The sequence below is a fragment of the Streptomyces sp. 5K101 genome (assembly GCF_046506645.1).
GTDB lineage: Bacteria > Actinomycetota > Actinomycetes > Streptomycetales > Streptomycetaceae > Streptomyces.
Genome location: NZ_JBKFFO010000020.1, coordinates 74,843 through 88,515, shown reverse-complemented (window position 1 = coordinate 88,515; position 13,673 = coordinate 74,843). Strand labels below are relative to the sequence as shown.

At 71.6% G+C, this 13,673-nt stretch carries 14 protein-coding genes, 1 tRNA gene and 1 pseudogene; 9 read left to right on the top strand and 7 right to left on the bottom strand.

The genetic code is table 11. The features are described from left to right. Window positions 1-181 (bottom strand): annotated as a pseudogene (locus ACLB9X_RS29045) (urocanate hydratase); the annotation flags it as partial. A gap of 138 nt (window positions 182-319) precedes the next feature. Here ACLB9X_RS29045 and ACLB9X_RS29040 point away from each other — a divergent pair. Further along, a complete protein-coding gene (locus ACLB9X_RS29040; RefSeq protein ID WP_410363384.1) occupies window positions 320-1,654 on the top strand; it encodes a diaminopimelate decarboxylase in 1,335 nt (444 codons plus the stop codon). Between the two features lie 109 nt (window positions 1,655-1,763). Continuing rightward, on the top strand, window positions 1,764-3,122 hold the full coding sequence (locus ACLB9X_RS29035) for an APC family permease (RefSeq protein WP_410363383.1): 1,359 nt from the start codon (window positions 1,764-1,766) through the stop codon (window positions 3,120-3,122). Between the two features lie 16 nt (window positions 3,123-3,138). Here ACLB9X_RS29035 and ACLB9X_RS29030 read toward each other — a convergent pair whose 3' ends face one another. Next, window positions 3,139-3,702: a hypothetical protein gene (locus ACLB9X_RS29030; protein ID WP_410363382.1), complete on the bottom strand. Its 564-nt coding sequence runs from the start codon at window positions 3,700-3,702 to the stop codon at window positions 3,139-3,141. 92 nt (window positions 3,703-3,794) lie between these two features. Then, window positions 3,795-4,631: a MurR/RpiR family transcriptional regulator gene (locus ACLB9X_RS29025; RefSeq protein WP_410363381.1), complete on the bottom strand. Its 837-nt coding sequence runs from the start codon at window positions 4,629-4,631 to the stop codon at window positions 3,795-3,797. A 304-nt stretch (window positions 4,632-4,935) separates the two neighbouring features. On the opposite strand from ACLB9X_RS29025, the gene ACLB9X_RS29020 reads away from it, so the two are divergent. The 3 genes from ACLB9X_RS29020 (at window position 4,936) to pqqD (ending at window position 6,197) form a co-directional block, all read left to right on the top strand. Then, complete coding sequence (locus ACLB9X_RS29020) at window positions 4,936-5,064, top strand: pyrroloquinoline quinone precursor peptide PqqA (RefSeq protein ID WP_410363380.1); 129 nt, start codon at window positions 4,936-4,938, stop codon at window positions 5,062-5,064. 135 nt (window positions 5,065-5,199) lie between these two features. Then, entirely contained in the window at window positions 5,200-5,928 is a 729-nt protein-coding gene (gene pqqC / locus ACLB9X_RS29015; RefSeq protein ID WP_410363379.1) for a pyrroloquinoline-quinone synthase PqqC, read from the top strand. Next, window positions 5,925-6,197, top strand: coding sequence for a pyrroloquinoline quinone biosynthesis peptide chaperone PqqD (gene pqqD, locus ACLB9X_RS29010; RefSeq protein WP_410363378.1), 273 nt, complete (start codon window positions 5,925-5,927; stop codon window positions 6,195-6,197). Before pqqC ends, pqqD begins: the two co-directional genes overlap by 4 nt. Before the next feature lie 316 nt (window positions 6,198-6,513). Here pqqD and ACLB9X_RS29005 read toward each other — a convergent pair whose 3' ends face one another. Beyond that, on the bottom strand, window positions 6,514-7,902 hold the full coding sequence (locus ACLB9X_RS29005) for a cystathionine beta-synthase (RefSeq protein ID WP_410363377.1): 1,389 nt from the start codon (window positions 7,900-7,902) through the stop codon (window positions 6,514-6,516). Between the two features lie 149 nt (window positions 7,903-8,051). Between ACLB9X_RS29005 and ACLB9X_RS29000 the strand changes: the two genes are divergently transcribed. The 3 genes from ACLB9X_RS29000 to ACLB9X_RS28990 all read left to right on the top strand — a co-directional run bounded on the left by ACLB9X_RS29000 (window position 8,052) and on the right by ACLB9X_RS28990 (window position 11,661). Next, a complete protein-coding gene (locus tag ACLB9X_RS29000) occupies window positions 8,052-9,056 on the top strand; it encodes an SGNH/GDSL hydrolase family protein (protein ID WP_410363388.1) in 1,005 nt (334 codons plus the stop codon). A gap of 138 nt (window positions 9,057-9,194) precedes the next feature. After that, entirely contained in the window at window positions 9,195-10,415 is a 1,221-nt protein-coding gene (locus tag ACLB9X_RS28995) for an acetyl-CoA C-acetyltransferase (RefSeq protein WP_410363376.1), read from the top strand. 391 nt (window positions 10,416-10,806) lie between these two features. Beyond that, window positions 10,807-11,661: a hypothetical protein gene (locus ACLB9X_RS28990; protein ID WP_410363375.1), complete on the top strand. Its 855-nt coding sequence runs from the start codon at window positions 10,807-10,809 to the stop codon at window positions 11,659-11,661. A gap of 31 nt (window positions 11,662-11,692) precedes the next feature. On the opposite strand, the gene ACLB9X_RS28985 is transcribed toward ACLB9X_RS28990, so the two are convergent. Then, window positions 11,693-12,016 (bottom strand): hypothetical protein, encoded by a 324-nt coding sequence (locus ACLB9X_RS28985; protein ID WP_410363374.1) that lies wholly within the window; start codon window positions 12,014-12,016, stop codon window positions 11,693-11,695. A gap of 97 nt (window positions 12,017-12,113) precedes the next feature. Here ACLB9X_RS28985 and ACLB9X_RS28980 point away from each other — a divergent pair, with 97 nt between their 5' ends. After that, window positions 12,114-12,344 (top strand): DUF4287 domain-containing protein, encoded by a 231-nt coding sequence (locus tag ACLB9X_RS28980; RefSeq protein WP_392327748.1) that lies wholly within the window; start codon window positions 12,114-12,116, stop codon window positions 12,342-12,344. Window positions 12,345-12,439: 95 nt separating this feature from the next. Here the strand turns inward: ACLB9X_RS28980 and ACLB9X_RS28975 are convergent, their stop codons facing one another. Further along, the gene (locus tag ACLB9X_RS28975; protein ID WP_410363373.1) at window positions 12,440-13,330 is read right to left on the bottom strand and encodes a Bax inhibitor-1/YccA family protein; all 891 of its coding nucleotides are present in this window, start codon (window positions 13,328-13,330) and stop codon (window positions 12,440-12,442) included. A gap of 164 nt (window positions 13,331-13,494) precedes the next feature. Beyond that, window positions 13,495-13,576 (bottom strand) — tRNA-Leu (locus ACLB9X_RS28970). Between the last annotated feature and the right edge of the window lie 97 nt (window positions 13,577-13,673).

Genomic DNA, 13,673 nt, shown 5'->3' with positions numbered 1-13,673 from the left:
CGAACGAACGCCAGTCCCGCGCCGCCTTCCCCGTCCCCCCGTACACCACCAGCTTGTCCGGATGCTCCGCCACCTCCGGATCCAGATTGTTCTGCAGCATCCGCAAAGCGGCCTCCTGCTGCCAGCCCAGAGCGCTCAGCTCCGTACCGCGCGGTGCCCGAACGGGGCGGGGTCCTGACATGGCGATGCCTCCTCGCGACAGCGACGACGACTGCGACTGCGATTACCTGGGTGTGGGATCTTCTATTCACATCCTGTATCGCTGAATAGTTTTAGTCAACAGCTGCGGCGCGACCCGCCGGGTGATTGGCTGAACACCATGACTGCGGACGTGACAGGGGACGTGACCGCCGACCGTCGGGACCTGGCCGTGCGAGCGGCCGTGGAGCAGGGACTTCTGTCCGAGGCCGAGCCCATGACCGCCCTGATCGACGTGGCGGGCGTCCGTTCCTCGGCCGCCGCCCTGCGTGACGCGTTCGCCGCCGTCACCGACGCCCCCGTGCTGCACGCCTTCGCCGTGAAGGCCGCACCGCTGGTGCCGGTCCTCGCCCTCCTGCACGCCGAGGGCATCGGCGCGGAGGTCGCGAGCCCCGGCGAACTGGCGCTCGCCCGGGCCGCCGGCCTGCCGCCCGGCCTGACCGTGCTCGACTCCCCCGCCAAGACCGGCGCCGAACTGCGCGAGGCCCTCGCCCTGGGGATCGCGGTCAACGCGGACAACTTCCAGGAGCTGTGGCGCATCGACGCCCTGATGGCCGACGAGCCGAGCGCGTCCCCGCTGGGCCTGCGCGTCAATCCGCAGGTGGGCGGCGGCTCGATCGGCGCGCTGTCGACGGCCACGGCCACGTCCAAGTTCGGCTTCGCGCTCGCCGACGCGGGCGCCCGGGAAGCGGTCGTGCGCGCCTACGCGGAACGCCCGTGGCTGACCCGTCTGCACACCCACTCCGGTTCCCAGGGCATGCCGCTCGCGCGCATGGCCCAGGGCGTCCTCGCCGTCTACGAACTCGCCGAGGAGATCAACGCGGTGGCCGGCCGCCGCCAGGTCGACACGATCGACATCGGCGGCGGCCTCCCGGTCAACTTCGCCTCCGACGAGCACACGCCGACGTTCGCCGCGTACGCGCGGCGGCTGAAGGATCACGTCCCGGGCCTCTTCGACGGGCGCTACGGCCTGGTCACCGAGTTCGGCCGCTCCCTGGTCGCCAAGCACGGCCTGGTCCTCGCCCGTGTCGAGTACGCCAAGTCCGCCGGCGGCCGTCCCATCGCCGTCACGCACGCCGGTGTCCAGGTCGCCACCCGCACCGTCTACGACCCGGTGTCCTGGCCGCTGCGGATCGCCGCGTACGACGCCAAGGGCCTGCCGAAGCCGGGGCCGGACGTGGCACAGGACATCGCGGGACCGGCCTGCTTCGCCGGTGACCTGCTCGCCGAGAAGCGGGCCCTGCCGCTGCTGGAGCAGGGTGACGTGATCGCGGCGCTGGACACCGGCGCGTACTACTTCTCCAGCCACTACGGCTACAACAGCCTGCCCAGGACCGCCGTGCACGGCTTCACCACCGGCCCCGACGGTGTCCGCTTCAGCCTGGTACGGGCCGCGCAGACCCTCGACGAGATCGTGGCGGAATCGGGCGGCGCCGATCCGGGCGCGCTGTTGTAGGCCAGGCGGGCCCACCACCCGCGTCCCGGCCGTCCACAGGCATCACGGCCGTCCCGCAGGGCAGAAACTGTTCCGTCGGGAACGGTCGGATCCACGGGAAAGGTGTCTCATGAGCACATCTGCGCCGGCGTCCACCGGAACACCGGACGGGTCCCCTCCGCTCAAGCGGGCGATCGGGCCGAAGCTGCTGATCCTCTTCGTGATCGGCGACATCCTCGGGACCGGCATCTACGCCACCACCGGCAAGGTGGCGGGCAAGGTCGGCGGCGCCCTGTGGCTTCCGTTCGCCATCGGCTTCGTGGTCGCCATCCTGACGGCCGCGTCGTACGTCGAACTGGTCGGGAAGTACCCGAAGGCGGCCGGTGCCGCGCTGTACACGCAGAAGGCGTTCAAGGTGCCGTTCCTGACCTTCATCGTCGCCTTTATGGTGATGTCCTCGGGCCTGTCGTCCGCGAGCGCCGCGGCCCGCGCCTTCAGCGGGGACTACTTCCAGGAGTTCACCGACGCGATCCCGCCCACCGTCATCGCGATCGCCTTCGTCCTCGCCCTCGCCTCGCTCGCCCTGCGCGGCGTGTCGGAATCCGTGAAGACCAACGTGGTGCTGACGCTCGTCGAGCTCACCGGCCTGCTCGTGATCCTCGCGATCGGCGCCTGGGCGGTGATCACCGGTGACGGGGAGCCGTCCCGGCTGGGCGAGTTCGAGGCGTCGGGCACGGGCTACGCGCTGATCACCGGCGTGCTGGGCGCCACCGCGCTCGGGTTCTTCGCCTTCGTCGGGTTCGAGGACTCGGTCAACATGGCGGAGGAGACGCACGACCCGGTGCGTACCTTCCCCCGCGCGATCTTCACCGGCGTCGCGGTCACCGGCACGGTCTACGTGCTCGTCGCGCTGGTGTCGTCGCTGCTGGTGGACTACCGCACCCTGGAGAAGTCCAGCGGGCCACTGCTGGAGGTCGTCAAAGCGGGCGGAGTCGACTTCCCGCCGAAACTGTTCGCCCTCATCGCGCTGTTCGCGGTCACCAACTCCGCGCTGATCAACATCATGATGGCGTCCCGGCTGTGCTACGGCCTGGCCAACGAGAAGGTCCTGCCCCGCGGCATGGGCAAGGTGCTGCGGCACCGCCGCACCCCGGTCACCGGCATCGTCTTCGTGACGCTGATCGCCATCGGGCTGGTGTCCACGGGCGAGATCGAGGGGCTCGGCGACACGACCGCGTTCCTGCTGCTGTGCGTGTTCGCGGTCGTCAACGTGGCTGTGCTCGTGCTGCGCAAGGACCGCGTGGAGCACGAGCACTTCCGTACGCCGACGATCCTGCCGGTGCTCGGCGCGATCACGGCCGTGATCCTGGCCAGCCCGCTCGCCGACCGCGCGGCGGACGTCTACATCCGGGCCGGGGTGCTCATCGGCATCGGCATCCTGCTGTGGGGCGTGAACAAGCTGGTGCTCAGGTTCCGGCCGGAGGACTGAGCCGCCGCCCCCGCCGTCAGCCCCGGCGCCGCGCCCCGCCGGGCGCGGCGTCGCCCGCCGCGATCCCGGTGGTGCGAAAGCCCTTGACCCGCTTGCCGACCGGTCCCTGCGCCACCCAGTCCGTACGCAGCCACAGCAGGGTCTCGTCCGCGCGCTCCCGCCGGCCGATCCACAGTGCCTTGGCCCACAGCCCCGCGCCCGCGCCGGCGAGCAGCGCGCCGCCCGCCACCGGCACGGCGAACGACGTGCCCACCGCGGTCAGGAAGGCGAGCAGCAGCCACCAGCGGTGCGCGCGCCACCGCAGGCGCAGCGTGACACGCCGGTCCTGGAGCACGTCGTGGCGTCCCGCGCGCGTGGCGCAGTCCGCCAGGTGGGTGTAGCGGCGGCGGCGTACGAGCGCGACGACGGCGAAGGCCACGAGGAAGCCCGCCGCGCCGGCGAGGGCCCCGATGCGGCGGCCGGTGAGCCCGGGGACCAGGGTGCCGATCCCCGCGGCGAGGACGCCGAGCCACCACAGGGGCGCCGCCCCCGCCCGTACCGTCACCGCCACCCGCGCCAACGACTGCGCCCCGCGCCCCACTGCCCGTTCCCTTCCGCCGAGTTCCGTTGGGGCGGGAGGGTAGCGGCCGTTTCTGAGCGGTTCCTGAGAAACGGTCCGTCACCGGGCCGTGCCTACTCCACGAACAGGCCCCGCTCCGCCGCCTGCGCGTCGAAGTCCTCGAGCCGCGCCTGCGCGTCCGGGAGGCCGTCGCACATGGCCTCCAGCAGCACGCGGCCGAGCAGCATGGGGGCGCACGCCGTGTCGAAGGCGAGGCCCGTACCCACGGCGGCGGGGATCAGCAGGTCGCTGTGGGCCGCGACCGGCGCGAACGCCGAGTCCGCGACGGTCACCACCTTCAGCCCGGCCGCCCGCGCGTACTCCAGCGCCGCGACGACCTCCTTGGGGTGGCGCGGCAGAGCGAAGCACAGCAGCGCGCTCGCCCCGGCCCGCCGCGCGGAGTCGATGCGGTCGGCGAGCATCGAGCCGCCCTCGTCGAGGAGGCGGACGTCGGGGTGGACCTTGGCGGCGAAGTACGCGAAGCCGCGGGCCTGCGAGGACGCGGCGCGCAGTCCGAGCACCGGCAGCGGGCGGGAGGCGGCGAGCAGCCGCCCGGCGCGCTCCACGAGGGAGGGGTCGGCGAGCATCTCGGCCAGCTGCCGCAGGTTCTCGATCTCGGCCTGGACCGCCTGCTGGTACTCGTTGCTCGTGTCCTCGTGCGCGACGGCCTCCGGCGGGGCGACCTCACGCAGGTGCCGGCGCAGCGCCGGGTAGCCGTCGAAGCCGAGGGCGACGGCGAAGCGGGTGACCGACGGCTGGCTGACACCCGCGAGCTCGGCGAGCTCCACGCTGGACAGGAACGGCACGTCCCCGGCCCGGCGGACCATGCTGTGCGCGATGCGCCGCTGGGTGGGGGTGAGGCGGTGCCCCTCGAAGAGCAACTGCAGCCGTGCCGCAGGGCTGTCGTTCATGCCATCCCCCTTGTCCGGCCCCGTCTATTCAGTCACCAAGAACTCTGCATGACCATATGCAGCCGCGCGGCGGAGGGGCAAGGCGGCCCTTACGGGTGAATCCGACTGGTCGGCCGGGTGCGACGCGTCAAGACTTCGTAACAGAAGGTCGCGGCGCGTCGTCCGCCGCTCCGGTCCCGGCGCGGACGCACCGCACGCGGACAGCTCACCCCGCCCGCCCCGGCACGCCCGCCCCCGACGCCTCGCACGAGCGTCACCGTCACGCAGGTCCCCCACCCACCGCACCGGAAAGGCAGGCACGACCATGAACGAAGCCGAGGAGCTCACGGAGCAGGCCGCGGAGCCGGCGGACGAGACCACCTGGGAGACCCCCGGCCACGCGGAGGTCGACACCTCGCCCGACGTCACCGGCGACTACGGCGACTCCCTCTAGCCGGCGCCATGCTGCCGCAGGTACGCGGTACGCCCACCTCAACAACACCGACCCCCTCGTCGACCCGGCGGCACCGCGGCACCAGCGGCTCGCCGGCCCGGGCATCGAGGTGGCCTACGACGGGATGGTGATCGAGTGGTGACCACGCTGCTCACCCCGGTCGGCGACGCCCCCTGGAGCACCGAGGAGTTCGAGTCACGGCTCCGCGCGGTGCCCGAGGAGCGCTACCACGACCGCCACGCCTTCAACATCCGTATGCACAGCGGCGCGCTCAGCCAGGCCGAGTTGCGCTGCTGGATCGCCAACCGCTTCCACTACCAACGTCACCTCCCCGTCAAGGACGCGCTGATCACCGCCAAGCTGCCCACACCCGCGCTGCGCCGCATGTGGCTGCGCCGCATCCAGGACCACGACGGACTGGAAGAGGGCGAGGGCGGCATCGAGCGGTGGCTCCGGCTGGGTGAGGCGGCCGGCCTGGACCGCGAGACGCTGCTGCGCGGCGACACCGTGCTGCCGGGCGTACGGCTCGCCGTGGATGGCTACGTGAACTTCTGCCGGCTGCGCCCGCCCCTCGAAGCCGTGGCCGCCTCGTTGACCGAACTGTCCGCCCCGGACCTGATACGCACCCGGGTCGCGGCCTTCGAACGCCACTACCCGTGGATCGATCCGGACGGCCTCGCCTATTTCCGCTCCCGCGTCCCCCAGAGCCGGCGGGACGGCGCCGAGGCACTCCGTCTCGTCCTCTCCTGGGCGTACACCCGCAAGGACCAGGAACGCGCCGTGGCGGCGCTCCGCTTCGCGTGCGACGTCCTGTGGTCGCTCCTCGACGCGGTGGCCCATGAGCACTGCCCGGAGGGGTCGTGAAGGCGTCGCCGTCGGCCGGCTGGCAGCCGGCCCTCTCCCGCGTCATCGTGCGCCGCCACGACCGGTTGCGGGGCGAGGATCTCCTCGTCCTTCCCGAACGTGTCGTCGTCCTCACCGGCAAGGCCGCTGACGTCGTCGGGCTGTGCGACGGGACCCGCACGGTGCACGCGATCGTCGACGAGCTGGCCGCACGCTTCCCGGGCGCTCCGGTGGCCGCGGACGTCCCGCCGTTCCTCGACCGTCTGAGGGAGGAGGGCTGGCTGCAATGACGCGGCGTTCACGGGCGACGCGGCCGGGCCGGGCCGGGAAGGATGGCGCGGGGACCGCCGCACCCCCGGCGAGCCGGGGGGCGGGACGACGGCGGTCCCCGCGAAGGACACGGACCGGGTCAGGGCCGGTCTCCGCGTCCGGGGCGTCCAGGGGTCCGGGAGCCGCTCCGGAAGTCCTCGACGCCGCTGGGCGCCGGCCGGGTTACCTGCCCGGTCCCCCTGCCGACGCCCACCAATGTGCCGGACGTGTGTTAAGCGGGTGCTGCGCGAACGTGTCGCGCTCGTACCGTTTACGCGAAAGGCTTACGGCCGCCGGTCACTTGGCGTCGTTCGCCAGGAAGGCCAGCAGGTCCTGACGGCTCACCACACCGGTCGGCTTGCCCTCGACCAGCACGATCGCCGCGTCCGCGATGTCGCCGAGCACCGACATCAGGTCGGCGACGGGCTCGCCCGAGCCCACCTGGGGCAGCGGCGCGGACATGTGCTTCTCCAACGGGTCGTGCAGGGAGGCGCGCTGGGTGAACAGGGCGTCGAGCAGCTCGCGCTCCACCACCGAGCCGATGACCTCGGCGGCCATCACGTCCGGGTGACCGGCGCCCGGCTTGACGATCGGCATCTGCGACACGCCGTACTCGCGCAGCACCTCGACGGCCTGGCCGACGGTCTCCTCCGGGTGCATGTGCACCAGGCTGGGGATGGCGCCGCCCTCCTTGTGGCGCAGCACGTCCCCCACGGTCGCCGAGCCCGTCTCCTCCAGGAAGCCGTAGTCGGCCATCCACTCGTCGTTGAAGATTTTCGACAGGTAGCCACGGCCGCTGTCGGGGAGCAGGACGACCACGACGTCGTCCGGGCCGAGCCGCTCGGCGACGCGCAGGGCGGCGACGACCGCCATGCCGCAGGAGCCGCCGACGAGCAGGCCCTCCTCCTTGGCGAGGCGGCGGGTCATCTGGAAGGAGTCCTTGTCGGACACGGCGACGATCTCGTCGGTGACGGTCCGGTCGTAGGCGCTCGGCCAGAAGTCCTCGCCGACGCCCTCGACGAGGTAGGGGCGGCCGGAGCCGCCGGAGTACACCGAGCCCTCGGGGTCGGCGCCGATGATCCGTACCTTGCCGTCACTGACCTCCTTGAGGTAGCGGCCGGTGCCGGAGATGGTGCCGCCGGTGCCGACGCCCGCGACGAAGTGGGTGATCTTCCCCTCCGTCTGCTCCCACAGCTCGGGACCGGTGGTCTCGTAGTGCGAGCGCGGGTTGTTCGGGTTGGAGTACTGGTCCGGCTTCCAGGCGCCGGGGGTCTCGCGCACGAGACGGTCGGAGACGTTGTAGTACGAGTCCGGGTGCTCGGGGTCCACCGCGGTGGGGCACACGACGACCTCGGCGCCGTACGCGCGCAGCACGTTGATCTTGTCCGTGGACACCTTGTCAGGGCACACGAAGATGCACTTGTAGCCCTTCTGCTGGGCCACGATCGCGAGCCCGACGCCCGTGTTCCCGCTGGTCGGCTCGACGATGGTGCCGCCGGGCTGCAGTTCGCCGCTCTGCTCGGCCGCCTCGATCATCCGCAGGGCGATGCGGTCCTTCACCGACCCGCCGGGGTTGAAGTACTCGACCTTGGCGAGGACGGTGGCCGAAATGCCTGCGGTCACGTGGTTCAGCTTCACCAGCGGGGTGTCGCCGACGAGGCTGATCATCGAGTTGTGGATACGCACAGTGTTCTCCGGGGTCTCCGTGATGGTGCGGCCAGCGTATGCCGGATGGGCGCTGGATTGGGCGACACCGGCTGCGGGGCAGTTAGCTGTTGTACGGCAAGACGGCGGCCTGCGAGGGCCGCGAGGAGGTGGCTGTGTCGAGGGCGAGGGTGGCCAGGCGCATCGCGGCGGGTGCGGCGTACGGCGGAGGCGGTATCGGCCTGATCGGTGCGGCGGCGGTGGGCGTGCTCCTGGCGGAGGTCCAGCTGGCGAAGCGCTCGGTCGGCGGGGGCACGGCACCCATCCCCCCACGGGGCAACGGCCTGTACGGGATGGCCTTCGGCCGGGACGACCCGCTGTACCTCGCGGTCCTCGGGGACTCGACCGCAGCCGGCCAGGGCGTGCGCAGGGCAGGGCAGACACCGGGGGCGCTGCTGGCCTCGGGGCTCGCGGCGGTGGCCGAGCGGCCGGTCGAGGTCCGCAACATCGCGCTGCCGGGCGCCCAGTCGGACGACCTGGAGCGGCAGGTGACCCAGCTCCTCGCGGACCGCACGCGGACCCCCGACGTGTGCGTGATCATGATCGGCGCGAACGACGTCACGCACCGGATGCCGCCGACGCAATCGGTGCGCTACCTGGCATCCGCGGTGCGCCGGCTGCGGACGGCGGGGGCGGAGGTGGTGGTCGGCACGTGCCCGGACCTGGGCACGATCGAGCCGGTGTACCAGCCGCTGCGCTGGCTGGCCCGCCGGGTGTCACGGCAGCTGGCCGCCGCGCAGACCATCGTCGTGGTGGAGCAGGGCGGGCGCACGGTCTCGCTGGGCGACCTGCTCGGCCCCGAGTTCGCGGCGAACCCGCGCGAGATGTTCGGCGCGGACAACTACCACCCCTCCGCCGAGGGGTACGCCACGGCCGCCATGGCGATGCTGCCGACCCTGTGCGCGGCGCTCGGCCTGTGGCCGGAGACCGACGTTCTCGACGTGGACCGCGACGAGGACATGCTGCCCGTGGCGCGTGCGGCGGCGACCGCCGCCGCCGAGGCGGGTACCGAGGTCACGGGCGCACGGGCGCCCTGGGCGCTGCTCAAGCACCGCAGGCGCCGCCGTCTCCCGGCGGCGGAGGTGCCGCCGACACCCGACAGGGAGCCTGCGGAGGCCCGGGTGGAGACGGACTGACGGGCGTACACTGGAGGGTGAACAAGCGCTTAGAAAGTGAGTCCCGCATCACACGGCCCGTACGGTGACCGAGCCGGTACCTACGGGTAGCTTCCAGTCAGTCACCCTGCCCGTCCTTCCTTCCCTCATGGAGCCGTGATGCCCGAAGCCGTGATCGTCTCTGCCGCCCGTTCGCCCATCGGCCGGGCCTTCAAGGGCTCCCTGAAGGAGCTGCGGCCCGACGACCTCACCGCCACGATCATCCAGGCCGCCCTCGCCAAGGTGCCCGAGCTGGACCCCCGCGACATCGACGACCTGATGCTCGGCTGCGGCCTGCCCGGTGGCGAGCAGGGCAACAACCTGGGCCGTATCGTCGCCGTGCAGATGGGCATGGACCACCTGCCGGGCTGCACCGTCACCCGCTACTGCTCCTCGTCCCTGCAGACCTCGCGCATGGCGCTGCACGCCATCAAGGCGGGCGAGGGCGACGTCTTCGTCTCGGCGGGCGTCGAGATGGTGTCGCGCTTCGTGAAGGGCAACTCCGACAGCCTGCCGGATACGCACAACCCGTTCTTCGCCGAGGCCGAGGCCCGCACGGCCGCGGTCGCGGAGTCCGAGGGCTCCACGTGGCACGACCCGCGCGAGGACGGCCTCGTCCCGGACGCGTACATCGCCATGGGCCAGACCGCCGAGAACCTGGCCCGCTGGAAGGGCGTGACCCGCCAGGACATGGACGAGTTCGGCGTGCGCTCGCAGAACCTCGCCGAGGAAGCCATCAAGAACGGCTTCTGGGAGCGCGAGATCACCCCCGTCACGACCCCCGACGGCACGGTCGTCAGCAAGGACGACGGCCCGCGCGCCGGCGTCACGCTGGAGGGCGTGCAGGGCCTCAAGCCCGTCTTCCGCCCCGACGGCCTCGTCACCGCGGGCAACTGCTGCCCGCTCAACGACGGCGCCGCCGCGCTCGTCATCATGAGCGACACCAAGGCACGCGAGCTCGGCCTGACCCCGCTGGCCCGCATCGTCTCCACCGGCGTCTCCGGCCTCTCGCCCGAGATCATGGGCCTCGGCCCGGTCGAGGCGTCGAAGCAGGCCCTGCAGCGCGCGGGCCTGACGACGTCCGACATCGACCTGGTCGAGATCAACGAGGCGTTCGCGGCGCAGGTCATCCCGTCCTACCGCGACCTCGGCTTCGACCTGGACAAGGTCAACGTCAACGGCGGCGCGATCGCGGTCGGTCACCCCTTCGGCATGACCGGCGCCCGCATCACCGGCACGCTGATCAACAGCCTCCAGTTCCACGACAAGCAGTTCGGCCTGGAGACGATGTGCGTGGGCGGCGGCCAGGGCATGGCGATGGTCATCGAGCGGCTGAGCTGAGCCGGAGCGGAGGGTAGGGGCCGCCGAGGAACGAGGCGGCACTCCCCCAGCCTCCGGCCGGGGGTACCCCCAGCCCGCAGCGGTGGCGAGGCTCAGCGCGACCAAGGAATCGAGCGGCTGAGCTGAGCCGGAGCGGAGGGTAGGGGCCACCACGGGCCTCACCCGGGCCGTGGGTCTACGCGCCGTGGATCTCAGTTCGTGACGCAATCTCCCCCAGGATGTGACCTATCTCCTGGGGGAGAGCCTTTTAGCTGGTCAAGCCCATTTCCCGGCTAAACCCACGGCACAAAGTCCTGTCCAATTCGTGACGTAATGCACTGACAGGGGGCGCGAGCTCATCGCAAGCTGAGGTAGGAAGTCGGGGGTATCGAGTGAAACCGGGAGTACGTCAGTGAGCGCCATGTCTCTTGCCCTGCTGCTGACCACGGCCGCCGCCACGGCCGTGGGCGCCGCTGCCCTGCACGCCGCCCACGGACTCCGCAAGCAGGTCGCCGCCCTGCGCGACGACCTCGCCGCGTCGTACGGGCCCGGCCGCACCCCCTCCGTACCCGCGGCGCGCTCCGGCGACACCGCCGAGATACGCGCGGCGGTCGCCGAGGCGCTGGCCGAGGAGCGGGAGCGCGAGCTGGCCGAGGCGCGCGCCTTCTGGGCGGCGCAGGAGGCCCGGGACGCGGCGGACGCCTCCGCCCGCTACGCCGGCGACGGCTCCGCGCCGCTGTTCGGCGGCCTCACCGGCGCCGGGGACGACATCCCGCCGTTCTACGTGCCCCGCCAGGCCGACTTCGTGGGCCTGGAGGCCATGGACCTGGACGCCGTGGAGGCGCTCGACGACATGGCGGACCTGCCGGAGATGACGGAGTTCGCCGAGGACTCCCCCGAGCTGGCCGCCGCCCGCCGCCGCCACCCCTCGCACCCCGACTTCGTCCCGGTCCAGACGCCGGTGGTCACCGACCACGAGCGCACGGTCGCGCGGCTCGAGGAGCTGGCCGAGACCGGCACCGAGCTGGCCGACGTCCGGCCGGGCCCGCTGGGGACGCTCGACGTGTACGTGTTCGCCGACGGGACGACGCTGTGCATGACGCCCGGCCACCGTGAGACCGCCGAACGCCTCGCGGAGGCGCTGCGCGCGGGCCAGGCGCCCGTGCTGCTGGGCGGTTCCGGCGTCTCGGGTGCGTACGCCCTGACCTTCACCTGCGGCGAGGAGAGCGTCTACATCCTCGCGGACCGCGTGATCGCCTCGCACTGAGGCTCCGCCGGGCCCGGTCCGCCGAGCGCCCCTAGAGCCCCGACCGCGCCGCGGCCTCCTGTACGAGGACGACCGCGGCGTCAACTTGTTCGGGCCCCGCGGGAGTGACCCGCAGGGCCTCTGCCATGTCACGGACCGCCACCATCAACTGGTCCGCGACCGCGAAAACGCCCTCGTCGGGCATGATCACCGGCTCGTTCGACGGGTCCTCCAGTCGCTGCGCCCGCACCGACAATTCCCTGGCCAGGGCCAGTCCCTCCGCCGCCGCGCCACGCTGGAGACGGCTCTGCGGGGCCGCCCGAAGCCGGTCCGCGAATCGCTCACCGACAGTGATCAGTTCACTCGTATCAAGCACGCCGTGACCCTACGCGCCCTTGCTGGACTGTTGCCAATACGCGAACCCTCAGGCACGGTGGCGTGAAGAGCACACGCGCAATCGTCCGGAGGCGCCGATGTCCCAAGTCTTCTCCGAAGAGACCCATCGAAATCTGCTCTCCCGAATCCCCGAGTGCACCGGTCGTGAGATCTCCGACTGGCTGCGCACCGTCGAAGAAGGTCCGTCGCTCTTCCGCTTCGAGGAGAAGGTCAGCTGGCTCCGCGGCGAACACAACCTCTCGTACGGCCAGGCCAAAGCGATCATCCATGAGTACGATCTGAGGCGCGCCGCGCGCAAGCTGCAGTAGCGGCTTCGACGGAATCGCGCACGAGCAACGGAAAGGGCCCGCCCGGCGAGTGCCGGGCGGGCCCTTCGTGCGCGTGCCGCACGGGCCGGCCTGGGTCAGTCGTCGCCCTGCAGGATCGACAGCAGACGCAGCATCTCCAGGTAGATCCACACCAGGGTCAGGGTGAGGCCGAAGGCCGCCAGCCAGGACTCCTCGCGCGGGGCGCCGTACGCGATGCCGTCCTCGACCTGCTTGAAGTCCAGGGCGAGGAAGCAGGCACCGAGGATGACGCCGATGACACCGAACAGGATGCCGAGGCCGCCGGTACGGAAGCCGAGGCCGTCACCGCCGCCGAAGACGGAGAAGAGCAGGTTCGCCACCATCAGCAGGATGAAGCCCATCGCCGCCGCCATCACGAAGCCGTAGAAACGGCGCGTGACACGGATCCAGCGCATCTTGTACGCGATGAGCACGCCGGCGAAGACCGCCATCGTGCCGAGCACCGCCTGGGCGACCACGCCGTCCGCGATGTACGTGGAGACCGCGCTGGAGATCACGCCGAGGAAGACGCCCTCGAACGCGGCGTACAGCAGGATCAGCGCGGGCGATGCCTTGCGCTTGAAGGACTGGACGAGCGCCAGCACCATCGCGACCAGAGCCGCGCCGATGGCGATGCCGTACGACGCGCCGATGTTCGCCGGGTCGACCGGCAGCAGCACCCAGGACAGGATCGCGGTGAGCACGACCGTGCCGAGGGTCATGGCGGTGCGGGTGACGACGTCGTCGATCGTCATCACGCCCGCGCGGGCCGGAGCCTGCGGCGGGGCCCCGAACTGCGTGCCGGCCGGAGCGTAGGGGTTGGTGGCGTACGGGTTGCCCGCGCCCTGTGCATAGGGGTTCGTTCCAACGGCGGGGCCCCCGGCCTGCGGCTGCTGGGCGTTGAAGCCCGCGTAGCCGTTGTCGCGGCTGAAGCCCCGTCGCGAGAAGACCGGGTTGCTGCTCCTCATCTCACTCCTCCTTGGCCACCGTGCGCGGCCTAGAAGTCAAGAGTAATGGGGAAGCAAAGCGAACACCCTAGTGCTCGGGGAGGATCTTTCCGAGATCGTGACGTACCTGAGGGCCGCCGGGCCGGTGGCCGGGCGGCTGCGGGACCGGTACCGAGGCTCAGGTGTGCCCGGAGCCGGACTCGAACCGGCACGCCCCGAGGGGCAGCGAGGTTTAAGCTCGCCGTGTCTGCATTCCACCATCCGGGCGTGTACGCGGCTCCGCGTTGGCACACGAGCCTATCGGTGGAGATCGAACCGACATCGGCGACGATGGCCCGATGTTGTCTTATTTTATTGGCGCCTG

Excerpts from the sequence above, each read along its gene's own strand:
- ACLB9X_RS29040 (WP_410363384.1), top strand. The coding sequence starts at position 320 with ATGACTGCGGACGTGACAGGGGACGTGACCGCCGACCGTCGGGACCTG.
- ACLB9X_RS29035 (WP_410363383.1), top strand. The coding sequence starts at position 1,764 with ATGAGCACATCTGCGCCGGCGTCCACCGGAACACCGGACGGGTCCCCT.
- ACLB9X_RS29025 (WP_410363381.1), bottom strand. The coding sequence starts at position 4,631 with ATGAACGACAGCCCTGCGGCACGGCTGCAGTTGCTCTTCGAGGGGCAC.
- ACLB9X_RS29020 (WP_410363380.1), top strand. The coding sequence starts at position 4,936 with ATGAACGAAGCCGAGGAGCTCACGGAGCAGGCCGCGGAGCCGGCGGAC.
- ACLB9X_RS28995 (WP_410363376.1), top strand. The coding sequence starts at position 9,195 with ATGCCCGAAGCCGTGATCGTCTCTGCCGCCCGTTCGCCCATCGGCCGG.
- ACLB9X_RS28980 (WP_392327748.1), top strand. The coding sequence starts at position 12,114 with ATGTCCCAAGTCTTCTCCGAAGAGACCCATCGAAATCTGCTCTCCCGA.
- ACLB9X_RS28975 (WP_410363373.1), bottom strand. The coding sequence starts at position 13,330 with ATGAGGAGCAGCAACCCGGTCTTCTCGCGACGGGGCTTCAGCCGCGAC.